This window comes from Bifidobacterium bohemicum DSM 22767, from assembly GCF_000741525.1.
In the GTDB taxonomy this organism is placed as follows: domain Bacteria; phylum Actinomycetota; class Actinomycetes; order Actinomycetales; family Bifidobacteriaceae; genus Bifidobacterium; species Bifidobacterium bohemicum.
Genome location: NZ_JGYP01000005.1, coordinates 1 through 24,440 on the forward strand (window position 1 = coordinate 1; position 24,440 = coordinate 24,440).

The 24,440-nt window shown below is 56.5% G+C and carries 18 protein-coding genes; 2 read left to right on the top strand and 16 right to left on the bottom strand.

Annotated elements, in window-relative coordinates:
- Both BBOH_RS06995 and BBOH_RS07000 read right to left on the bottom strand, forming a co-directional pair.
- Nucleotides 1-2,227 (bottom strand): KUP/HAK/KT family potassium transporter (locus BBOH_RS06995; RefSeq protein WP_044098309.1); only part of this gene is annotated, 2,227 nt, incomplete at its 3' end.
- 137 nt (nt 2,228-2,364) lie between these two features.
- Nucleotides 2,365-3,324 carry a TatD family hydrolase gene (locus BBOH_RS07000; RefSeq protein WP_033522436.1) on the bottom strand — a complete coding sequence of 320 codons (960 nt, stop codon included), beginning with the start codon at nt 3,322-3,324 and terminating at the stop codon, nt 2,365-2,367.
- A 265-nt stretch (nt 3,325-3,589) separates the two neighbouring features.
- Between BBOH_RS07000 and arfA the strand changes: the two genes are divergently transcribed.
- A complete protein-coding gene (gene arfA / locus BBOH_RS07005; protein ID WP_143242508.1) occupies nt 3,590-5,125 on the top strand; it encodes an arabinosylfuranosidase ArfA in 1,536 nt (511 codons plus the stop codon).
- A gap of 398 nt (nt 5,126-5,523) precedes the next feature.
- Here the strand turns inward: arfA and BBOH_RS07010 are convergent, their stop codons facing one another.
- From BBOH_RS07010 to BBOH_RS07050, 10 genes are all read right to left on the bottom strand, one after another.
- On the bottom strand, nt 5,524-6,255 hold the full coding sequence (locus BBOH_RS07010; protein ID WP_052118238.1) for an MFS transporter: 732 nt from the start codon (nt 6,253-6,255) through the stop codon (nt 5,524-5,526).
- Nucleotides 6,252-6,626, bottom strand: a complete 375-nt coding sequence (locus tag BBOH_RS08355) for a hypothetical protein (protein WP_052118239.1) — start codon at nt 6,624-6,626, stop codon at nt 6,252-6,254. Before BBOH_RS08355 ends, BBOH_RS07010 begins: the two co-directional genes overlap by 4 nt.
- A gap of 162 nt (nt 6,627-6,788) precedes the next feature.
- The gene (locus tag BBOH_RS07015; protein ID WP_033522488.1) at nt 6,789-8,192 is read right to left on the bottom strand and encodes an alpha-amylase family protein; all 1,404 of its coding nucleotides are present in this window, start codon (nt 8,190-8,192) and stop codon (nt 6,789-6,791) included.
- Between the two features lie 253 nt (nt 8,193-8,445).
- Nucleotides 8,446-10,731, bottom strand: coding sequence for a glycoside hydrolase family 127 protein (locus BBOH_RS07020; RefSeq protein ID WP_081930436.1), 2,286 nt, complete (start codon nt 10,729-10,731; stop codon nt 8,446-8,448).
- Between the two features lie 48 nt (nt 10,732-10,779).
- The gene (locus BBOH_RS07025; protein WP_237743177.1) at nt 10,780-11,904 is read right to left on the bottom strand and encodes a glycoside hydrolase family 43 protein; all 1,125 of its coding nucleotides are present in this window, start codon (nt 11,902-11,904) and stop codon (nt 10,780-10,782) included.
- Between the two features lie 173 nt (nt 11,905-12,077).
- Nucleotides 12,078-13,025: a family 43 glycosylhydrolase gene (locus BBOH_RS07030; protein WP_033522440.1), complete on the bottom strand. Its 948-nt coding sequence runs from the start codon at nt 13,023-13,025 to the stop codon at nt 12,078-12,080.
- A gap of 175 nt (nt 13,026-13,200) precedes the next feature.
- On the bottom strand, nt 13,201-14,307 hold the full coding sequence (locus BBOH_RS07035) for a glycoside hydrolase family 43 protein (protein WP_033522442.1): 1,107 nt from the start codon (nt 14,305-14,307) through the stop codon (nt 13,201-13,203).
- A 158-nt stretch (nt 14,308-14,465) separates the two neighbouring features.
- Entirely contained in the window at nt 14,466-15,431 is a 966-nt protein-coding gene (locus BBOH_RS07040; protein WP_033522444.1) for a carbohydrate ABC transporter permease, read from the bottom strand.
- Nucleotides 15,432-15,448: 17 nt separating this feature from the next.
- Nucleotides 15,449-16,420, bottom strand: coding sequence for an ABC transporter permease (locus BBOH_RS07045; protein ID WP_033522446.1), 972 nt, complete (start codon nt 16,418-16,420; stop codon nt 15,449-15,451).
- 89 nt (nt 16,421-16,509) lie between these two features.
- A complete protein-coding gene (locus tag BBOH_RS07050; protein WP_033522448.1) occupies nt 16,510-18,126 on the bottom strand; it encodes a type 2 periplasmic-binding domain-containing protein in 1,617 nt (538 codons plus the stop codon).
- 395 nt (nt 18,127-18,521) lie between these two features.
- On the opposite strand from BBOH_RS07050, the gene BBOH_RS07055 reads away from it, so the two are divergent.
- A complete protein-coding gene (locus BBOH_RS07055) occupies nt 18,522-19,577 on the top strand; it encodes a LacI family DNA-binding transcriptional regulator (RefSeq protein ID WP_033522449.1) in 1,056 nt (351 codons plus the stop codon).
- Nucleotides 19,578-19,726: 149 nt separating this feature from the next.
- Here BBOH_RS07055 and BBOH_RS07060 read toward each other — a convergent pair whose 3' ends face one another.
- The 4 genes from BBOH_RS07060 to BBOH_RS07075 all read right to left on the bottom strand — a co-directional run bounded on the left by BBOH_RS07060 (nt 19,727) and on the right by BBOH_RS07075 (nt 24,275).
- Complete coding sequence (locus BBOH_RS07060) at nt 19,727-20,653, bottom strand: carbohydrate ABC transporter permease (RefSeq protein ID WP_033522451.1); 927 nt, start codon at nt 20,651-20,653, stop codon at nt 19,727-19,729.
- A complete protein-coding gene (locus BBOH_RS07065) occupies nt 20,650-21,591 on the bottom strand; it encodes a carbohydrate ABC transporter permease (protein WP_033522453.1) in 942 nt (313 codons plus the stop codon). The genes BBOH_RS07060 and BBOH_RS07065 overlap by 4 nt, the downstream gene beginning before the upstream one ends.
- A gap of 124 nt (nt 21,592-21,715) precedes the next feature.
- On the bottom strand, nt 21,716-23,026 hold the full coding sequence (locus tag BBOH_RS07070) for an ABC transporter substrate-binding protein (RefSeq protein WP_033522455.1): 1,311 nt from the start codon (nt 23,024-23,026) through the stop codon (nt 21,716-21,718).
- 229 nt (nt 23,027-23,255) lie between these two features.
- Nucleotides 23,256-24,275 carry a glycoside hydrolase family 43 protein gene (locus tag BBOH_RS07075; protein ID WP_033522457.1) on the bottom strand — a complete coding sequence of 340 codons (1,020 nt, stop codon included), beginning with the start codon at nt 24,273-24,275 and terminating at the stop codon, nt 23,256-23,258.
- Nucleotides 24,276-24,440 lie beyond the last annotated feature (165 nt).

Below are 24,440 nucleotides of genomic sequence, written 5' to 3' on the forward strand. Positions count from 1 at the left end.
GTGGTTGTACTTCGACGACGGGATTGTATGGCGCCAGACCGAACCACTTGACCGGCGAACCCGCGAAACGCCGGATCGCGTACTTCATCTTCAGACTCAACGCCTCACGGGCCGACAGCTTCGACTCCGGCATCAACGCCTTATGGATCAGCACATACCGCACCGTGCCGATATCCGGATCCGCATCCACCTTCGGATACACCGACACCTGCGCCGGCAACTCCCCCGTCGCCGACAGATCATGCATCACCTGATGGATGTACGCCGGAATCGACTGCGACACCTTGAACCCCAGACGGATACGCACCCGGAACATATAGTCCGTGCCGAAATCCTCCACCGAATACTCACGCGTGAACGGCTCGTCCGTGGTCACCACCGACACCGCCCACCACGCACGCGCACGCTTCGGATGGTCCGCGAAGATCGAGAAGAAGATGTCCGTGTCCAACCGGCGCATCTCGCAATCCGACGTCAGATACACGATGTTGTCCGCGAAATACGGCAGACGGAAATCATCATGCAGCTTCGCCAACGCCGGCTTGAAATCACGGGCCCGCATATGCCGACGCTGGCTCCGCTCGATCTTCGTGCCGTCATTCCACGTCACCATCACCAACAGAATCAACGCAGTCAACAACATCGTAAACCAACCACCACGAAGGAACTTCGACATGGACGCGATGAAGAAAAGGGTCTGAATGGCAATGAAAATAACGAAGAACACGCCCGCGATCACATGGTAGTGCTTATACCACAAATAGACCGAAAGCAAGATCGTGGTGGTGATCATGGTGATGGTCAGGGCCAGTCCGTAGGCGGCGGAGATATGCTCCGAATCCTTGAACAGGGCCAGCACCATCAACGTCGCCACGCACAGGACCACGTTCACCACCGGAATATACAGCTGCCCACGCGTACGCGACGGATACCGCACCTGAAGATGCGGCATCCAGTTCAGACCCGTCGCCTCCGACACCATCGTGAACGCGCCCGTGATCAACGCCTGCGACGCGATCACGCCCGCCGCCACCGACAGCACCACGCCCACATACCGCACGCCCGGGCTCATCATCTCGAAGAACGGATTCACGTTGACCAACGCCGCATCGCCCCGGTTGCGCAGCATCCACGCGCCCTGCCCGAAATAGTTGAACACCAGCGCCACGAAGATGAACGGCCACGTGAAATAGATGTTCCCACGACCCACATGACCCATATCCGAATACAACGCCTCCGCACCAGTAGTCGAAAGAAACACCGTACCCATGATGGCGAGGCCGGCCATATTATGCGAGCTGAAAAGGAATTCGATGCCGTACACGGGGTTGGCGGCTTCGAAAATGCTCCAATCACCGCCGATGTTGACGATGCCGGTTATCGCCAGGAAGGTGAACCACACAAGCACGACCGAACCGAACACCTTGCCGATGCTCTCCGTGCCACGCGACTGCACACAGAACAACAATACGATGATGACAACGGTGATAACCAGCGAAATGCTGCCATTCTCATGGAATGCAGGCTCGAAAAGCGGGATGGTCTTCAGCCCCTCCACGGCCGACGAGATCGACACGGCGGGCGTGAGCACCGAATCGGCAAGGAACGCCGCACCACCAAGCATGGCGGGAACGACCAGCCACTTGCCGTGGTGGCGAATCAGCGAGAACAGCGCGAAGATGCCGCCCTCACCCTTGTTGTCAATGCGCATGGCGACCAACACGTATTTGACCGTCGTAATCAGCGTAATCGACCAGAAGACCAGTGACAATAGCCCCAGCACCGCAGGCCGGTCGATATTGGTCAGTCCGCCCTGCCCGGCAAGGAAGGTCTGCGCCGTATACAGCGGCGACGTGCCGATGTCGCCATACACCACACCCAGCGCAACAACCGACATCGCCAGCGTGACCCGATCTGGGCTGGACTGTATCTTGTGCCACCATCGTCCGACCGGGCCGCGCGAAGGAACCTTGGCGAGCTTCTCAGCCTCCTCGGCCTCCTCCTCATGCAGTTTCTCAATCTGTTCACGCTCTTCGTTGGTCAGCGTACGAGCCGAAACCCTCGGGGCATTGGTGAAGGTATCCGCACGGAGCAATGCCCGTTTTTCAGCGCGGGCCTTCTGCTCCTCACGAGTCACCGACCTATTATTATTCTTGTTACGTTTTTTGGGTTTTGTACCCTGTTTTTCTGCGCCTGTGTCATGTCCACTACTATGCGACTGCGCCATGACGTGTCCTCCAAAGACAGGAAAGAACTTTTTCCCGCCAGCTCTCTATCTGCATCTTTTACTTACAAACCCAAAGGGATAGTCTAGCTAGGGGTGTCCCGAATGCCAAAAATCACTAATCTCTGAGCCGATAATCTTCACACGCCATAGACGGCCCTTGTGGTGCTGCGAGTCGCTTGGGCGACCTCGACGAGCGGCAGGTCGAGCGCTTCGGCCAGGGCCCGTAACGTGTAGGGAATCATGTATGGAGCATTGGTGCGGCCTCGATAGGGCATGGGCGCGAGATAGGGTGCGTCCGTCTCGACCATGATGTGATCGAGGCCCACCACGGCGGCCGAGTCCCGAATCTGAGCGTTGCCCTTGAAACTCGCAGTGCCGGAAAAACTCAGGTACCAGCCATGTTCACAGGCAATTTGCGCGGTTTCGATGTCTCCGGACCAGCTGTGGAACACCGTGCGCTCGGGACTGCCGTCCTTCAGCAGCGTTTCGATGACCTCGCGGTGCGCGTCGCGGTCGTGAATCTGCATGGGCAGGTTGAGCTCCTTGGCCAAGGCGATGTGCGCGCGGAACGCCTCGCGTTGAATTTCGAGCGCCTCCGTACCGGTGCGGAACAAATCCATGCCGGTCTCCCCGATTGTCACGACCTGCCGAGGGTACTGTCGCGCCAGTCGCTCGACTTGTGCCAGAGCGTCTTCGAAGCTTGTTTCATGCCAAGGCTGATAGCGCACTGGCAGACCATCGGGACCAGCTGCACCGCGATGACCGTGCAGCACGGCCTCGTTGGGGTGAATAGCCAGTCCTGCATGCACGACACCGGGGTGGTCGAGCGCCATTTGGACAGCGGTCATGAGGTCAGGCAGTTCACACCCCACGTCGATCACTCCCTCGACCCCCACCGCCTGGGCCTGTGCAAGCAGTTCGCCCACACCGTAGACGGGAACCGGCGCCTGACCGCGCTCGATCGCCTGCCGGTTCATCTCACGAGCGAAGGGCACCACGCTGGCCACATGCGTGTGGTCGTCCACCACCCGCACCCCTTCAGGCAACGCCTCCGGCGCCGGCGCCCAGCTTCTGTCACGATGTTTCGTCTTAGCCATAACGCCTGATTCTAGTCGTCTGACCCCACGCATCGAGTGACGCGGAAAGATCCCGCCTTTATCCTGACCCGAATCCATCCGCAAACGCATAGACACCCGAAGTGATCAGCTCTGCGCATTGCACAAATCTCATCCGCCGTGTCCTGGTTTTGGTCTCAAACGAAGCATGTCATCCACGATATCCGGTAGTATGGTACATACAACGTTGTAAAAAAAAAGAACCGGATCTATCCGATTCATCAGATAAAGGAGCAGGATGGCTGCGATGTCATGCACACAAAAGGCACAGCTCATCGTCGACGAGGATTTCGAAATAGGTCAGGTGAACGACCGCCTATTCGGCTCGTTCGTAGAGCATTTGGGACGCTGCGTATATACGGGTCTCTACGAACCCGGTCATCCCACAGCCGACGCCAACGGATTCCGGCGGGACGTCATCGACTTGGTACGCGAACTGGGCGCAACCACCATCCGTTATCCTGGCGGCAACTTTGTCTCCGGCTACCGGTGGGAGGACGGCGTCGGGCCGAAAGGTGGCCGTCCACGTCGGCTCGACGAGGCTTGGCACTCCACCGAAACCAACCAGTTCGGCCTGCATGAGATGGCGACCTGGCTCGACACCGTGGGCGGCAACGAGCTGATGGAGGCGGTGAACCTCGGCACGCGTGGGCTCGAAGACGCACTCGACCTGCTGGAATATGCCAACATTCCCGGAGGCACGGCGCTTTCCGAAGCCCGCAGGGCCAACGGCGCGGACGAACCCTTCAACATCCGCATGTGGTGCCTGGGCAACGAGATGGACGGCCCTTGGCAAATGGGGCATAAGTCGGCCGAAGACTACGGCACGCTGGCAGCGTCGGTCGCACGCGGCATGCGACAGATCGACCCCGACCTTGAGCTGGTGGTGTGCGGCTCCTCGGCCCACAACATGCCCACCTTCGGCAGCTGGGAGGAGACGGTGCTGACCAAGGCGTACGACCTAGTGGACTTCGTGTCGTGCCACGCGTATTACGAACCGCATGACGGAGATATGGCCAGCTTCCTCGCCTCCGGGGTGGATATGGACGGGTTCATTAAGGACGTGGCCGCGCTCATCGCCGCCAGCAAGGCGCGCCTCAAGAGCAAGCACGACGTCTACATCTCCTTCGACGAGTGGAACGTGTGGTACCAGAGCGCCGAGGCGAGCCGCAACCCGGAGGGCATCGGCAACTGGCCGGTCGCCCCGCATCTGCTTGAGGACGTTTACTCCGTGGCCGACGCCGTGGTTTTCGGAGACCTTATGATCACGCTGCTGAAGAACGCGGACCACGTACGCTCGGCAAGCCTGGCCCAGCTGGTCAACGTCATCGCGCCGATCATGACCGAACCGGGTGGTCCCGCTTGGCGGCAGACCACGTTCTACCCCTTCTCGACCGTTGCGCGGCTGGCCAAGGGCGGCACCGTGCTGGAGCCGAAGCTCGAATCGACGCAGGTGGAAACCGGTCAGTACGGCTCGGTGGACACCGTGGACTCCGTGGCGGTGCGTGGCGCGGACGGCTCGATTTCCGTATTTGCCGTCAACCGTTCACTCGACGAGGCCGCCGAATTCGAAGTGAGTCTGCCTGAAAGTCTGTCGGACCTCGGCTCCCGGACACTGACGGCCTCGACCCTGCACGACGACGACATCCACACCCGCAATACGTTGGAATCACAGAACCGGGTAGTGCCGAAGACCAACACGACCGCCAAGTTTGACCCCGCGAGGCGCACGGTGAACATCACTCTGCCGCCGGTTTCATGGACGGCGATTCATCTGTCATAAGAGTAGCGGCACCTTGGCGCAAACCCCCGACCGCACAGGCATCACAGCATGATTGCGATCGGGGCTTGCCCATCCACCGCCACGAATCCGACACACCGTCCCGCTCTTCCCATCGAGCATAAACGTGATATGCCAGCATTGAACCACACAAACTGACTTGCAAATAAGCAGGTTGGTCATCCCGACGCTACAGATCGCACGTAGGGCTTACTCAAGCCTACCGGCACGCGGCACGGGCGACGACCGCTAACCACGTCCGTACGGGTGACCGATCAGATCCTCCAACACCTCACGGTCGGCTTGATCCACCTCGGTTCGAGAACCACCCGAACGTACCCGCTCGACTTCTGCGAGTGCTATGACGTCGATACGCTTGTTGAGGTTGAAGCGGCGGACGATCAGCCGGCAGACCACAACCGAAATGGCGTACCAGCCGAATACGAATGCGGCCGGACCGTTTTGTACCAAGGGCGTTTGCTCATGCAATGCCGTATTGAAACCGACGGCGCCCAGCACCCCCCTACGATAAGGAAGGCCAGACCGCTGGTGATTTGACGGAAGAAGCCCTGCAACCCTGAGAAGGTGGAGCCGCGATATCGCCGTGTAACCACCTGATCGACATCGGCGATGAATGGGAACACGGCCCACGGCAGGTAGCCGATCATCCCTTTGAAGCAGAAGAACCAAAGCGCTCCGGTCACGGCGAATGCCGTCCACCAAGGCTCGGGCAGCGTTTCGAGCATTCTCCAGGCGAGGGAAATCCACGCGAGCCGGACCAAGCAACCGGTGAAGCCGACGACATTCAGCCGTTTCGGACCGATTTTGGTCATGGCCGCGCCAAAAAGCGGGGTCAGCGGTGTGGAGATGATGCCGGCGCTCAGAAGCAGCGAGGCGAATGCGGCAATCTTGTTCCAGTCGTAGATGATGAAGAACAGGAACGTCTGACCAAGCAAGTCCCCGGCGGTGAGAATCAGCAGGTAGATGGCAAGATGGTGGCGGAAAACGACAAGTTTCAGCGTGCTGGCGTATTCGCCCGCCACATGCACGAGACGGTGCCACCAGCCGCGTAACCCAACGTGTGCCGAATGTGTGTTGCGACTCTCGCCGAAACCAACATCCTGCGGAGTCATCTCCCACGTGGCGCATCATCAGGCGAACAGCTGCGACACCGCCACCCACAACACATACGCCCCGCGTACATCGCAAGCGGCAGATCCGGCACCCACATCAGCATGCCGATCAGCAGGAACGGCATCGTCGGAAGCATGAAGAAGTGCCTGCGCCCGAAGCGTCTGCCCACGCCAAACAGGAAGAGGTTGCCGTCCAGAACGCCGAACACCAGCGCCGAGATGCCACTGATAACGACGCTGAGCCCGAGCACGGATTGCGCTGCGGTGATCGGCATGCCATATCCGATTGCGTCAAGCAGAGTGACGGGCGCATTGCGGTGCGCCCGATAGGGTTGATGACCGATATTTCGCAGAACATCTCGGACTTTCACAACGTGTTTCGGTTTTATGAACTGCTTTTTATCCTTCGCTCCGCCCGGCCGTCATCGACACGGACGGCGACACCGGTGGGCCGACGACATGGAGCGACACCGCTTCACCGTCATGAACCGGTCCACACAACAACCGGCAAGCGTCGAATCACGTTTGCCGGATCACGCATTGTCCAACGCAAACCAGAGGACGCCATGGGAAGGGACGACACCACGAATCACGCGATCGCGGCCCTCGCCGTCGATACTGGCCACATGAGTCGAGCTCCCCGCTCCGTCAGAAGCCGATGATCGGCCACCATCCTTGACGTCCTCGAACAAATCGGTCAGGCACCAAGGCTCATTCGCCCTGTCCAAACCTACAAGCGCCTTGAGTTCAACATGTCCCTCGAGTTCATAATCGTCGTCTCCGGTCCAGAAGATTGCGGCATACCGGCCGTTCGGGTGCGCCGATACGGTGCCATCGGCCCAGTCAGCAGCATCCGCGGCCCACACAATAAGGTCGCCACGGTACGATTCCGGATGGTCGTACCCCTGCGCGTATATCCGCTCACGCGCCACCTCGCGGTTGTGCGTCGATCCGGCGGTCACCTCACGCAACGCCGGGTTGGCGAGCATCGCTATCGTCTCCGGGGTGCTGGTGGGGAGGTCGCCGCCGACCATCAGCGGCGAGCGCCCCATCGCCCAAAGGGTCAGCAGTGTGCGGCGTTCGTCATGCGTCAGCCGGCTGTCGCGATCGGCGCCGACATGGGCACGAAGGCCTATATGCCCCAGCGGCAGCATGTCCGCGTCAGCCCAGTGCCCGGTCTGCTGCAGGGGCGCCCATCGCGCAAGCCGCGAAAACTGCTGGTACACATCGTCCCAACGATCCCACAGGTCATCGGAGATACGCCACATCTGGGCGTTGCCGCGCAGAAAATCGACGTAGGTCGTGTTGTTCCACTGCCCGGGCGACAGCGACAGCGAGATGGGGTGGCCGTGGACATGCTCGGCCTTGGCGATGGCACGGTGATAGGCTTCAATCTCGTCGTCGTGGAACGGTGTCTGCATATCGTCCATCTTGAGGAAGTCAACACCCCAGGCCGCAAACTGGTCGACCTGCGCGTCATACCATGCCTGCGCGCCGGGATGGGACTGGTTCAACCCATAGTTATCAGGATTCCACACGCACACGTGATCGAGATCCGCCACATCCTTAGCGGTATATTGCGTATCTTTGACCGGCAGGTTCCGTTCGACCGCCAGCTTCGGGATGCCCCGCATCATGTGCAGGCCGAACTTCAGACCCAGCTCGTGGACACGCGAGGCAATCGACGCGAAGCCATGTCCGTCGGCAGCGCTCGGAAACCGACCCGTGTCAGGCATCTGACGGCCGTATTCGTCAAGCACCAGTGGCGCGCCGACGTTATAATTGTGGGCCGCGGCGGTCGGGTCATACCAATCGATGTCCACCACCACCGTATCCCAGCCGAAGGCCTTCAAACGCGCCGCCATGAACTCCGCATTGGACATCAGCTCACCCTCCGTAAGCGACGAACCATAGGAATCCCAACTGTTCCAGCCCATCGGCGGACGTAACGCATTATCGAAATTATTAATCAGAACCATATCAACTCCCTCATCATCGAACATTTCTCCCTACTGTACCCAGTGCCACACAAACCACGATGACATCGATTGACGACTCACATGACACGACGTACACATCGTTTTTCGCCATAAGGCATCCCGCTCGTAATCGACCCGTCCCGCAAGAGATGGTCAATGGGAACCGGCGTTTGCCCGTTCCCGTCCCCCGGAAACCAATACCTCCGTGGGATCAGGATATATCGAGAAATACGCGCATCTCGTTCTCCCCTCGGTTGGCCCAAGCGAAATATGGAATCAAGACGGCCTCCACCCTTCGACGCACGGGCGGATGCCAGCGCGAATAAAGAGGCTTCGCATCACGAACCTCGTCGCGCCAGGCTGGCACTCTCAACCGCACCATACACCTTGAGACCGGCTCGACACCTCCGGTGCCCTTCCCATCCAACGCCTCGGCTCCGGCCTTGAAATCGAACGGTTCGACCGTCACATTCTCGGCACGCTCCCCCACACGAGCAGCATCGACGTGGAGGCAATGCAACCGCGAACCATTGTCGCATTCCTCAGCGCAATAGACCACTGGTCCGCGCACGAAGGCGACCTTGCCCGCATCCTCGCTCACACGCAAGTTCGCCTCGAGCATCATAACCGGCATTGGAAAGTCAAATTCAAAAACGTCGCCATCTCGCCATGTTCCGGCCAGATACAGGTAACCATCACGCACCCTGCGATTGACGCGCCCCTGGGCCTCTGCCGGCACAGTGGTGCACGCGGCGACTTCGATCTGGTCCCCGGCCCATGCCGGCAGACGGAACGCGAATATGAACGGAACGGAGATTTTGCCATCATGCCCATCCCCATAATCGTCAGCGCCGCCATCACCTTCGTCGACGTGCACGACAGCCCGAACGTGACCATTCCACGGCAGGCCCGATTCCACTTCCAGACGCAACGCCACATCCTCATCGTCCTCATCCTTCGACAGGACATGCACCACCGCCATTCCATCGATATACAGATGCGTGAACAGCGTCCCTCCGTCGTCGGCCAAGGTATAGGCGTATTCCTGCACGCTTTCGACCAGTCGCGCGAGGTTCGGCGGGCAGCAGGCGCAGCCGAACCACTTCTGCCTCACGTCCTTGATGTGCAAAAAGCGCGCATCGTGGCTACGGACCGCTTCGGTCCTCACCTCAAGCGGATTGACGTAAAAGAAGCTCTTGCCGTCCATCGCCATGCCCGCCAGCACAGTATTGTAGAGAGCAAGTTCCATCACATCCGCATACTCTGACTTCGGCTCGAGCTCAAGCATCCGCCTTGCGAAGAAGACAAGCGCGATGGCGGCGCAGGTCTCGGAATAGGCCAAATCGTTCGGCAGGTCGTAATCGTAGGAATACGCCTCGCCAAACGCCGTGGCGCCCACGCCCCCCGTGACGTACAGCTTCCTGTCGACGATGTTGCGCCATAGTGCACGGACGGTGTCCGCGAGTCGCTCATTCTCGGTCAGTCGGGCCACGTCGGCCACACCCGAGTACAGATAACCCGCTCGAACCGCATGACCGACCGCCTCGCGCTGGTCGACCACCGGTTCATGGGCCTGATAGTACGCATATGGCATGGGCTGGTTGTCGTTGGGAACGTACGTTGCACCTTCACGCTTCGCTCGCGTCCGATCCTCGACCTCGAAATACAGCGGTGCCCTGCCGCGCTCGTCGACGAAATATGCGGCCAGATCAAGGTAGCGACGTTCATTGGTCACCTCGTAAAGGCGCACCAACGCCATCTCGGCGATCTCATGACCCGGGTAGCCTCGCAGCCTGCCAGGCTCCGTTCCGAAGACGGAGGCCACATAGTCGGCGAAACCTTGGGCCGCATGAAGCAATCTGGTCTTACCTGTGCCCTCGTAATAGGCAACCGCGCCTTCAATCAGATGACCCATGCAGTATAGCTCGTGATGGTCCTTGAGATTGGTGAAGTGACGGTCCATGCCATTCAATATGTAATATGTATCAAGATAGCCGTTCTCCTGCTGGGCCGCACAGACGATGTCGATCGCCGCATCCGCTCGCGCCTCGAGCTCCGCGTCGGGATGATGCGCCAACGAATAGCCGACCGCCTCGATCCACTTCGAGAAATCCGTGTCCTGAAAGACGAAACCGTAGAACCTGTCGGGATCCGGCCGCTCAGGATCATCAGGCAGCACGTTGAACCCACGGTCGGTATAGACAGGCGGGACGAAACGATCGCCCTGCGACCGCGCGGCCGTGCGTCGCCTATTCTGTGCGGCCGCGGCTCTGAAGTTGTGCATGCAATAGCTCGGAGCCGCACCCGGCACATTATCATTAAGCGCGCACCATTGGAAAGGCAGCACCTGCGTTCGCACCAGCTCCTGTTCATCTCCCCAGAAACCCTGGCCCACCGTCGCATCGCGTAACGGCAGAGGCCTGCTGCGCACGGAACTCGCGCGCGCAATATCGTTGGACACAAATTCGCCGTCGCCGGCGTGAGCGTCGTCAGCCATGTCAAAACTCTCTTTCACCACAATGTCGACTTTCAAGAACGTCATCGCTTAGATCGCCGGAAAGCCGGACCTCAGACACTCATAGGAGTTGCGGGTCAGCGTCAGCACACCTCCGTGCTTGGTGTGCGGGGCGAGGCCAAAGCCCGCATCACCAAGGAGCTTCCAGCCGACATCCAGATCATCGGAAACCATTGGGCGATAGCCCACAGACGGAATCACATCGACCAGCAGATACCACCGGTCCGCATTCCCTCCATGGCCGGCAAAGACGGCCGGCCCCTCCAGACCATGACCGTCGGAGTACCCATCACCTATATTCGTTTGAATGGTGCGCCACGGGGTGTCCGGCTCCCACCAGTCGGGCGCGTCCGTGGCGTCCATCCAGATGCCACGTCCGAACGTGTTGTCCTTGGTGATGCGGTAGGTCCGCAAGGTTGCACCCGCATCCGAATCGCCTGTGCCCACTGGCCGTTGAATCATGGTCGTATCGATCGAATCGCCACCAGTGTCAATGAACACACCTCCATATTCATACATCTCCTGCGAAAAATCGGTGGTCACCCCCCAAAGCACCGTGTCATGCACCGATTTTTCGGTATGGTCGTGGTCATCAGGGGAGAAGAGCTTCGACGACCAGTACATCACGAACGCCCCACGGCCACCTTGGTGACCCACCGGGTAGTAGTCTGGCACCCACAGACACTCGCACGCCCATGCCTGCCCAAGCTCCAGCGGGGTTTCACGGTTAACCGGACGCGCCATGTCAAGCATTCGTGGACCACGCCACGAGACCAAGTCGTCCGACTCCCAGACGATCAGACATGTGCTGCCCCGATGCGACCAGTCGTACCAGTTCGCCCCGTCATCGGGTCTACCGCCGAAGACTCGCAGATCGGTCGCAATAATATAATACGTTCCCGTTTCAGGATTCTGCGTGATATGCGGGTCCCGTACGCCCGTCGTGCCGATTGAGGAGGTCAGCACCGGCTTCCCGCCGTTCAACGGCACCCAGCGCGTCGGGTCGTCTCCATCCGAAAGATCGAAGTAGATCCGTTCGGCGTACCCGTTCGGGTCTTCCCTGAAATGCACCAAGAGATAACCATACGGATCATTCTCATTCGCAAGGCCTAAAACCGATCGGTCGTCCCCAATCACGCCGCCCTCCATCGTCATCCCAAACTCCCCTCATTTTCGTAAGCCGTTTCCACACTTGCATTACAATGATTACCATTTTGCAACACACTACCTTCAGACGGTTCCACAAGGCACATGATGTCGCCACACAACTGCCGATTTCCTGCTTATTTGCACGCCACCCGGCAGGTGAAACGCGCCCGCAACGACCATCACAGCCCGTTGTCCCATTCGTCGTGCCACTGAAGCCGTGCGTGCCCATCACCGATTTCAATTGGCAGCGTCACCAAAGGCGAGCCACCCAAATCATCCGGACTCCAACGATCACCGATATAAAGGAACCGCTGCATATCAGACGATTCGGTTTTATCATCCACGCCACCTCCTGCATCACAGCGACTGTCAATCGGCACGATGGCATCGCACTGTGAATCAAACGTACGAGTACCCAAAGGAGCAAATGGACGCCACCTACTCCACGGACCATGTAGGTCGGAGGCCGTCGCGTACCGATTGTCGTTGCAGTCCCAGCCCGTCAGTTCGGAGCCAAACCAATAATACAATCCATTGCTTTTTAGCATGACCGGGGACTCGTAGCCCGCCCAGTAATCCGTACCCTTCAGGCACACTACATCCTCGACGATGCTCAGGTAATCGGGTGAGAGACGATAGACGTGAGTGCCGTGCTGGCGATCCTCGCTAAGCAGGTATCCAGTGCCGTCGTCATCCTGGAACACGCCGATATCACGCGACTCATTGCCATGAAATTGAACGGTCTCAAAAAGCTCGAACGGCCCAGTCGGACTGTCGGATAACGCAAACCCTATGTGCGCAAAAGAATAATCATCCCCACCTTCTACATGCAGATACATGACATACCTACCACTAGAAGGACAGCACAATACACGTGGACGCTCGACGACACGACCAGCCCCGAGGAAACCCTTACCTGCATCCATCGCCAGCGCATCACCATGAGCACGCCAATGCACAAAATCATTTGTCGAATAACAGGCCACCCCTTGGAACAGCCGGCCTTCGTTCTTTCTCTCGCCGTAGGCATACCACGTCGAGCCTACGCACAGTACACCAATGCCATGCAGCTGCGCCACATTGCCAACCTCGTCTCGAAAAAGCTGCACGCCTTTCATCTTCGCCATTGCCATCCTCCAAAATGCGCCACTAGCGCGCCCTACAACACCCTCGTTCGTTACGGCACCATCGATCAAGATATTCGTTCGTCACAACACAATTCACTACGGCATCGTCAGCCATATAGCCATTCATCACTTCACTATTCGTCGCTTTGCCAGCCATCTCCTCGGGACTACTTCGTCAGCGATCATCGTTCGGATCAGCAATGCCGTCCAGATCCTCACGATGCCGTCCCAACACGAAACCATCATCAGTAACAGCGACCTCATAAATGATGCCATGCGAGTCTAGAGGTACCCCCGATCTATCCTTGCGCACCATATTCGTGTGCATAATGAGCATCATGGTTCCGTCAAATGCCCGGAAAATCATGGCATGTCCGGCATCGCGGTGATCGATTGCAGGCAATTGCTCCCACGGCCCGACAACACACCCGGAACGTGAAATCGCCTGAGCGAGAATATATTCGCCACGGCTATACGAGGTCCATAAACACAGCAAGGAGCCGTTCGGTGCCCGCTCAGCAAACGGACCGTCAGTGACAAAACCAGGAGCCCCCTCCGCAAGCTTACGCACGGCCGTATCGCCGGTGAAGTCTGACTTCCATCCACCCGCCGGCGCATCACCCTCCTCCTTGTGCCACAGTCCTTCGCTAGCTGACCACAGACGCACAGAACCACCCGCGGCCTTCGCCAAATTCCACCGGTCAAGTGGCAGCGCCTCGATGGTCCCATCGAACATTTGCACCCATTCGCGAGCATAAATCATCCACGGGCTGCCGTCGGAATCGAAGGCCAGCGTGCCGTCAAGAGCCATCTGGTCTTGCGGAGTGACCGGTAGCGTCGGATCCATAATTGCGAACGGACCCGCAGGATTGTCAGCCACAGCGACGAACACGCCACGATGATCACGTATCAGTCGTTTACGGTACCATTCCGGGCCATCTACAGGATGAATGGCCGGCTGGCGCCGAGAGTGCAAGGTGACAAACATCCAGTAACACCCACGATATTCGTGGACCTCAGGTGCCCAAGGACAGTCGGAATCATCAAACCACACTCTTTCTGATAAATTCTCAAGGTCGAAGACAGCGCGTGGGCGGCTGAAATGCACAAGATCAGGACTCATGTAGAGTTCGACCGACCTGCCCCATCCGTGCGAAACGTCACGGTAGTCGAAATAATTCGCGTTATAGAGGCAATACACTTTCCTGTCTGCATCAGCCAGCACAAACGGGTCATGCAAATGAAAATCGTGCATCTTCAGGGGGTATTCAGTTAATGCCATACATATCAACCTTCACGCAATATCGTCACAGGAACCCATCTTGAGCGGAAATCACCATGTGGCCCACCTACATATGGTTGCCCCCATCTCAAAAATGTGTCTGACAACCAGCACATAACAAAGCGCCCCACTCTTACAACGCTAAAACATTGAACCAATCAACCCTTGACGGCCCCAATCATTACTCCCTTGTCGAAGTACTTTTGCAGGAACGGATAAATGACCAGCAGCGGCAGCGTCGAGACCATAATCACTCCATATTTAATCTGGTCCGCTATTTGCTGATTTTGCAATGCATTCTGTCCACCAGAGCCGGTTCCCAGCTGATTCGTCTGGTTCGCCAATAAAATATCACGCAACACGTTTTGCAATGGCTGCAAACCACTTTCGCGGATGTAGATAAGACCAGTGAAGTAGTCATTCCAATGGCCCACGAAGTAATATAGTCCGATCACAGCGATAATCGCCGAGCTCAAAGGAATAACGATTTTCATGAAGTATCCAAAATAGTTCAAGCCATCAATTTGGGCCGCATCGTGCAGATCTTCGGGAATCGAGGTTTCAAAGAATGAACGTGCAATGATGAGGTTCCATACGCTCACCGCGCCCGGCAGAATGAAGACAAGCCAATTATCGAGCAAGCCGAGCTGCTTGTAAAGCAGGTAGTTCGGAACCAATCCTCCGGCAAAGTACATAGTGAAGGTGAAAAGAAACAGAATGACCCGTCGCGGCTTCCACTCCACACGCGCAAGTGCAAAGGCGGCAGGTAGGGTGACTACCAGGTTTAATATGGTACCTAACACCGAGTAGATAATTGTATTACGATAGCCGGTCCAGATACGCGAGTCCTGAAAGACCCGCACATAACCTGCAAAGGTCAGTCCTTTTGGCCATACGGTCACCGATCCATTCGAGACCAAGTGTTGATCAGATATGGAAGCGATAACCACGAACCACAACGGGTAGAGTACCACCAGCACAATCAGGATAATCAACGCCCAGATAAGAATGTCCGCAACCCAATCACTGGCATTGCGCCGTTGATGGACATGTTTGTTCCAAGGTACGGCATCTGCAACCCGTTTAGCGCTCACGGCAGGAGATTTAGTTGTTCCGTTATTCATTTTCCTCACCTTTCACCCTAGAAGATGCTCGTATCGGATACACGCCGCGATATCTCGTTGGCGACAATGAGGAACACAAAGTTGATCACCGTGTTGAACAACCCAATTGCGGTGCCGTAGCTGAACTGGAAGGACTGGATGCCGATTTTGAACGTATAGGTCGAGATGACTTCAGAACCCGGCATATTCATAGCGTTCTGCATCAGCCAGACCTTTTCGAAACCGACGTTAAGCACAGAACCCATGTTCATGATCAGAAGGATGACACAGGTAGGCATGATGGTGGGGATATCTACATAGCGGATGAGCTGAAGCCGGCCGGCACCATCCATCCTCGCCGCTTCATACAGGCTTACATCTACCGAACTGAGCGCCGCAAGATAGATAATGGCATTCCAGCCGCAATGCTGCCAAACTTCAGAAAGCCAATAGACCGGTGCGATAGCATTCGGCTCATCAAGCGTGCTCTGCGAGCCGAAAAATCTGCCGATGATGCCGGTTTGGGGAGTCAGGAAAATGTTGAGCATGGCCACGATCACCACGGTCGAGATGAAGTGGGGCATATAGGTGATCGTCTGCACGAATCCTTTGACCTTCTGCGAGCCAAGCTGATTGATCAATAGCGCCAGAATGATTGGGGCGATGAAGCCGAACACAAGTGTTCCAAGACTAATCTTGAACGTGTTGATCATCGTTGAACCGAACATCGGCGAGCTGAAGAACTGCTTGAAGTACTTGAAGCCAACCCACTTGCCGCCGGTAAGGCCCAGCGCCGGCACGAATTCACGGAATGCGAGCTGCACACCGTACATCGGTATGTAGGCGAAAACCGCAATGAACACCATGGCGGGAATCGCCATACACCACAACTGCCAGTAATGCTTAAAATGCCATATAATCCGTTTAAATAACGGCCAAGAGCGGCGAACCTGATTATTGTCCACCACACCATTGATATCCACGACAGCCAATTCCCCACTCCTCGACATCCTGCCCCCTTGATGGTTCCCACATCACTTAGTCACACGGTGTCGGAGAGTGGGAACAACTGCACTCTCCGACACTGCGGTGCTTGGTGTTACTTCACGTACTTGTCGTACGCTTTCTGCCAAATCTGTACGTTCTGCTCAATCTGATACTTCTTGAGGCTGTCCCGGAACTGATTCCACTGAGAATCATCCTCGGCTCCACCCTTGGCCAACCACTTCGAAACCACCGGGATAGCATAGTTGAACAGAGCCGTATTGTTGTTGGCAACGGTATTCTGATCGGCTTCGCTGATGCGCACGTAGATGGGCATCATATCCTTAGTATGGTCGTAGTTGGCATACTGTTGCTTGTACGGAGCATCGGCGGCGGCCACATGATCCATGCCACGGTCACCCTGAACGGTCACATCATCGGAGACCCAACCGGCCAGCCGATCCTCAAGCGCCGGAATCTTGCTGGCGTTATCTTGAAACTTGTGGAACTCGTCCGTCACCTTATATGAGTGATCACCGGTCTTCTCCACATCCTTACCCAACGTTCCGTAAAGTTGCTGGATGGAATACTTCTCGGAGTATAGAAGGTTGATCACCTTGAGGCAGGCATCCTTATTCTTCGCATTGGCGGCCATCGACATGTGGTAGTCCTCAAAACGGTTCGCGTCGCGCGACCCATCCCACACGGCCTTGTCGACGGGCAGCCCGTCAGCTGCGGGAATGGGGATTGCCTCATACTGGTTGGCGAGCGGGGAGTCATAAGGCCCGAACGCCGATTCATCCCAGCCGAAGACCATGCCGACCTGTGCGGTCTTACCGTCGGACTGGTTGCGGGCGTTGTACTTGTCGTCTTTGATGGTCACCCAATCATTGGGAGCCCAACCCTTCTCGACCATCTCGTGGTAGAACTTGATGACCTGACGGAATTCGTTGGACTCCATCCAGTTGGAGACCTTGCCGCCCTTGACGTAAATGCCCTGCTGCGAAGGCCCGGAGTTGAAGGAGGTTGCGATACCAGTGGCGTTCATCATAAGGAACGGGCTCCACCAATCACCGATTTTACCGGTGACGAGCTCACGCGGATTGAACGGGATTTCATCGGCCTTGCCGTTGCCGTTTGGATCCTGCGTCTTGAACGCCTCCATGACGCTGCGCAGCTCATCCCAGGTAGCAGGCGCTTTGAGACCCAATTTCTCAAGCCAAGTCTTGTTAATGATAAAGTGCTGACCCGAGGCAAGGAAACCCTTGGCACGACTGGAAGGCAAAACCATGACCTTGTCGTCTACGGAAACGAATTTCTTAGCGGTGGGCTGCTCCTTGAAGAACTCCTTCACATTGGGCAACTTGTCCAAATCGTCACCCAACGGCTCAAACGCGCTCTTGTTTCGCGAGGCGTCATCAGGATTAAACGCACGGATATTGAGATCTGAAATCTCACCTGCCGCAAGCGAAGCGTTCTTCTGCTGACTCCACTGGTCGTCAGACACCTCTTTCCAATCAATTGAGACCCCTGCATCCTTCTCAAGATCCTTAGCCCACTTCATATCGGCCATAGGCGCCTGATTGCTGTTCTTGACTACGAGAATCGTGACGATGGGCTTACCGTCCTTGGTGATGGCCGACTTACCGCCGCCGCACGCCGACACTCCTGTCAATATCGCAACGGAAGCCAACGCGGCTACGAACTTCAATGTCGCATTTCTATAAGACATCTCAATTCTCCCCTTCTTTGCAGTTTCCCCTCCCCTGCCAGCTGCAGTCAATCCGCGTATCCACATCAAATGGCAACAGATCCAATTACAGCACAGGCTTTAAGGTATTTCCTACAATTTCCTTCTTTGAAATCGTAACGTTACTATTATCTTTCAACGTCGTTAATTTGTCAAATCAACTCCGACCATTTGTTTTTATTAACGATGTAAACATGGATATATAAAGGATATCGGAAAAACTGAGCTGAAAATATACAGGAATTGTTACAATATTGAAATTGCAAGGAGAGGCCTATTAATCGTAACGCTACGTTCTATCTTTTGCATTAATCGATACGTTACAACGTGTAAACTGGCACGATAAAGGTCCATAGAAACTATCGAAAGAGGGGGTCGTGGTAACACTCAAGGATGTAGCCGAAGCATCCGGCGTATCCGTCTCGACCGCCTCCGCGGTCATGCGCGGGCTGGACATCGTCAAGCCGGACACCACACGAAAAGTGAGAAATGCCGCTAAAAAGCTTCATTATCACGCCAACATCTCTGCGCGCAGCCTCAGGTCCGGCAGATCTAACATCTTTACGCTGATTGTGCCAGACCTAGAAAATCAGTATTACGCAGAATTGTCCAACTGCCTGTCGAACGAACTCCTAGCGCAACATAAACAACTGATCATCCAAGTTTCACAGTATGACAAAGACAAGGAAATCGAACAGGTACGTTCGCTCAATGCCTCAATGAGCGACGGTCTGTTCATCTGCTCAACAAATAACAGCGGGGCAGACATTAAATCCGTGGCCGGCGACTATCCCGTTATTATGTTCGACGATATGAGCGCGGCGACCGAGGCCCGCTACGATTCGGTCGAAACGCCAAGCCAGGCCGGAATGACTGCCATGATACGTCATCTGTGTCTGGAACACGACCGCAAACGGGTCGGCATCGTAGGCACCCTTGTTGAAGACCCATCGAATCGGATCTCGTACACGTTACGGCACAACCGTTGCAATTTCGCCCATCAGGCATTGATGGAATGCGGATACGACAGACCCAACACCTTTATTACCTGCGACTGGGACCACAATTCCGGCATAGCCATAGCACACCATTTGGCTGAAGAAGGTATGCCGTACGACGCGCTGTGTTGCATGAATGACGACCTTGCGCTTGGAGTGATGCGAGGGCTGGCGGAATGCGGAATCGTAGTACCCGACCAAGTGGCGGTCACCGGATACGATGGCATCACGAGCGGCTCTTACACAAGCCCCACGCTGACCACCATCGCGGTCGATTTTAAAGGCATGGCCCAAACAGCCACCGAACTTATGCAACAGAAAATATTGCATAAGGATGCATCAACACGGACCTCCATGCCGCGCAGAATCATCGTCGGGTTCCAATTACTCAGACGAGAATCGACGTGTCGATCAAGGCCTGAGGCCAACCGATAGTGTGATCCGGCAATGAATATGTGGGGCCGCGTCCTATGAACGGGGTCCCACATATCTGATGATTCGACGTTTTAAAGACGGAAGGAAAGCCCTAAACGTCAGAACCGCAATTTACCGGACGTTGTCGATAGCCTCAGATCCGGCACTGATTACTTCATGCCGGTCATGGCGATGCCTTCGACGAAACGCTTCTGAATGAAGAAGAAGACGATCACAAGCGGCAGAGCCGAGATGAGCGCACCAGCCATCACAACACCATATGGCGTCACGGACGAACCGTGCCCGGTGAGCATAGCCAGACCCACGGTGATGGTGCGGGTCTCGGGCCGTGAGGTCATAATCAACGGCCAAAGCAGGTCGTTCCAGTTACCCATCAGGTTGAACATCGTGATCGTCAACAAGGCCGGCACAGAATTCGGCAGGATGATCTGGAAGAAGATGCGCAACTCTCCCGCACCGTCGATACGCGCAGCGGCGTCGAGATCTTTAGGAATCGACACGAAGAACTGGCGCAACAGGAATATGCCGCCGACATCAGCCATACGCGGGATGATGATGCCCCAGTAGCTGTTGACCAATCCCATGCTCGCAAGCAGTTTATAGACCGGAATGAGCAGCGCCATCGCCGGAATCATCATGGTGGCGATGAGGATGTCCAGGAGCACCGTACGCCCCTTGAAATCGATGCGAGACAGGCCGTAGGCCGCCAAGGAATCGAAAAAGACGGAGAACACGGTCACCGCACAAGCGAATACCGCGGCATTGACCATCTCACGACCGATCGGCAAACGATGGAACAAGGAAGCGTAATTAGCCAGGGTGAATGTGCCGGGAATCAGCTTCGGGGGCCAGGTCTCCGTGATGTCCTTGGGGGTGAACGAGACAAGAACAACCACTAGGAGCGGGAAGATCATCAGGAACGTGATGATTGCCAGCGCGGCGTAACTGAAGAACAGACCGACGTGACGGCGGATTCTCGCATTTCTGCGCAAACGCTCGTTTTCGGCGTTGGCGGCCGCGTTCCGAGCCTCAGCCTCGGCGGGGATGGGCAGTGATGCGGAAGTAGACTCACTCATGCGATTTCCTCCTTCTCATGGCGCGCATTGTTGACCAGCACGCACAGCCCCACGATCAGGGTCATGATAAGCAATACATACGAGAGCGCGGACGCGTAGCCGAGCTTGCCGTTGCCGAACGCCTCGGTGTAGATACGGTAGACGATGGTCTCGGTTGCACGATCCGGGCCACCGGAAGTCATGATGAAGACCTGATCGAACACCTGGAACGAGCCAATCAGACCGAAAATCATAATGTAAACGAACGTCGGGCGCAGCGCCGGAACGGTGATGTACCAGAACTTCTGCCACACATTGACCCCATCGAGCGCGGCCGCTTCATACAGTTCCTGCGAAATGCCCTGAAGCCCCGCCAGGAAGATGACCATGAAATAACCGAAGTTCTTCCATACCGTGATGAGCACGATGGTGATCATGGCCGTGGAGCTTGACCCCAGAAGGTCGATGTGCTGGATGCCGGTGATTCTGCCGAGCCAATATGGAATCAGTCCCAACGACGGGGAGAGAATGAAGTCCCACGCAATGGCCGCAACGGTCATGGAGATGACATAGGGAAGGAACATGAACGTGCGGAAGAAACCGACGAACTTGAGATCCTTACGGTTGAGCAGAAGCGCGAAAAGCAGGGCCACAATCACCACGATCGGCGCGTACAGCACTGCGTAAACCAGGGTGTTGAGCACGTCCTTGCGGAAATCCGCGTTGCCGAACAGCTTGACGTAATTCTCGAAGCCCACGAACCTTCCGGAACGGTTGATGCGATCGGTGGTCAACGACGTGATGAACGTCTGAACCGCCGGGTAGAAGACGAAAATGAGGAGAATGATGAGCGCTGGGGCCACGAACGCGATACCGTGCAGGAAATTGCGCCTAGACAACGCCTTTTTGTTGTCTTTTGCGACCTGCCGCCCACCACTGTCGACTACTGCTTTGGTCATGAGATTCCTTCCATTGTACTACATAATTCAGGTGAACGGCCGGCTGCACGACCCCATGACCAAGTCGCACGAACCGGCCGAAACCGTCATCGGCCTACGCCGCTTATTCAGTTATGTATTCGAATCAATCGGTCGAATATTCGTTGAGGTAACCCTTGATCTTGCCCTCTGCCGTGGTGAGCAGCTGGGAGATGTCCGTGTCCTTACGGACGGTGTTGTTGGACAGCGCATCAACGGTGGCCGCGATATCGCCGAAGCCGCCCTTGAGCCCGGCGATGGCGATGTAGGAGTGATCCGTGTTCTTCGCGATCTTGGCGATCAAAGGACGGGACTGGAGATCCGAGGCCTGCACCTGCGTGTTGTTCGGCGGGTAGGCGGAACCAAGCGACCAGGTAATCTGGTTTTCCTTGTCGTTGTAGAACTTCATGAAGTCGTAGATGCCCTGCTTCTTCGGGGAATCCTTGACCTGGGAGGTGACCCACCAGTACAGGCCGGTCGAGCCGGTGTTGGACCCCTTGGTGCCATCAGGGTAGACGTACGTGCCGTTGCCGTCAGGCACCGGGAACAGGTCATGATCGATGTGCTTGTCGGTGGCGGCCTGATCCTCCCACGGCCCCACGATCACCATTGCCGACTGGCCGGATTCGAAGGATTCGCGAGCCTTGGTGTCATCCATGCCCTTGAGGCTGTAACCGCCCTTGTAGAAATCACGCATCTTCTCAAGGAACGCCTTGTTCTCCGGGGTGTTGATGGAGACCTTGCCGTCGGTGGTGTACACGCCGGAGCCGTTGCCCTTCAGGAACGAGGCCCAGCCGGAGTCAGACAGCGCCATGCCATACTGCTTGCCCGGGATGGTGAGCTTCTTGGCCGTCTCAAGCAGCTCGTCCCACGTCTTCGGGTAGTCGTTCTCGGTCAGGCCGGCGGCCTGCCACATCTTGGTGTTGTACCAGACGGCCGTTGGCGCATAGCCCATCGGGACACCGCATTTTTCCTCTTTGCCGTCAATCTTGAAGGTAATCTGCTTGACGACGTTGGGGATGTAGTTCTTGGTGCCATACTTCGCGTCACTGTAGAAGTCCGAAACGCACTGGAACGTGCCGTCGATCGACCAGCCCTCGCCGTTATCGGCGCCGGTGGTGACGATGTCCGGGCCATCGCCGGAGGTGATCTTGGTGACCATCGTCTCGCCGATGGTGCTCCATGGCTGCAACTGCGCATCGATTTCATACTTGTTCTGGGACTTGTTGAAGTCTTTCACCAGCTTTTCGAGCGTCTTGCCGTCGGCTTCAGAGAAGCCGTGCCACATGGTGATCTTCACCTTGCCATCCGCAGTCTTCTCGGTCTTGCCGCCGCCGTTGGAACCACAGCCGGAAAGCCCAAGCCCCGCGGCCAGAACCAGAGCCGTGGCCGCTACAAGGGTCTTTTTGATTTTCATGGATTTCTCCTTTTCTTTTTCTTGGGTCTTCCCAAGATGGTTGCGACGTCGAATGATCCAGGACCTCAAAGCTCCCGGCCATTCCACAGCCCGTAACAATGCTTGCAACACCTTTGTTTAGCTATAGAACATCAACGCCTTTGCAACGATGTAATGTCAGTATAACCTAATTTCTATCGTTGTACAAATTGTGGGCATTTTCACTTATTCACGCCGTTATTCCGCCCCATCACCGTTTCGCAAGCGTGGTCCCGGCCAGCGGTCCGCCATCATCCGGCAGGATGGTCGCCGTTTGTGGCGTCCACAGCGTGTCGGGCTGCGGCACACCAAAATCGGGGCCATTCTCGTTCCAACGGACCACTCCGACACGTGCATGACGGTTGGGGTCGAAAAGAGGATCCCCGTCAATATGGGTGTAATTCCGGGCGTGGTAAATCATCAGATCTTCCGTGTCATCCTCGGATTTGGTGAAGCTGTTGTGCCCTGGTCCATATTGACCGTTGGCCTGCGAAGTGACAAAAACCGGCTTGGGACTCTTGGCCCATGAGCCCGGGTCGGTCAGGTCGGAGCCGCGATTGGCGGTCAAAAGACCCACGGCGTACGGAACACCCGTACCGGAGGCCGAATACGTGATATAAACCTTATCGCCGTGGAGCAGGAAGGCGGGACCTTCGTTGACTTTAAAATCCACGCACTCCCAGTCATACTCGGGTCGGCTGAGCATCACCGGGTCGCTGGCCAGAGTCCACGGATTGCCCATTTTCGCAATATACAGATTGGAATTACCGGGAATCTCGGGATCTTTTTGCGCCCAGACCAAATACTGTACGCCATCGATCACTTCAGTGGTGGCATCAAGCGCGAAGGAGTCAATCGGGGTGACGATGCGCCCTCGCTCCCGCCACTGGTCTGCCGTGGGGTCGTCGGCTTCGCTTTCCAGCACATACATCCGATGGGTCGGCAAATCCTGCGAGCCGAAATCGGTTTCAGCGGCGGCAAAATAGATATACCACGCCCGACCTATGCGGTGCAGCTCCGGAGCCCAGATGTAACGACTCATCGGTCCGGACTCGTGCTTGCGCCAAACAACATGTTCCTCAGCCTTTTGCAGGCCAGCGAGAGTGTTGGCGTGCCTGATGCCAATGGTTTCGTAGGATGGATGCGAACCCGTGAAATAGTACTCACCGTTGTATTTGAGTACCCAAGGGTCCGCGCGCTGCAAAACAATGGGATTGTCGTAAACAATCATATCCAAACCTCGGATTCGATTCTCTTGGATTCTACAACGTTGAATATAGCAGATTTACATCGTTATAACAAATCAGGTGAGCTCTCAACTTCCTGTCGCTCGCAGAAGTCGCAACACCACAAAAAGTCCTTTCGCCCACCACCAGGCAAAGCGTTCATCACTCCG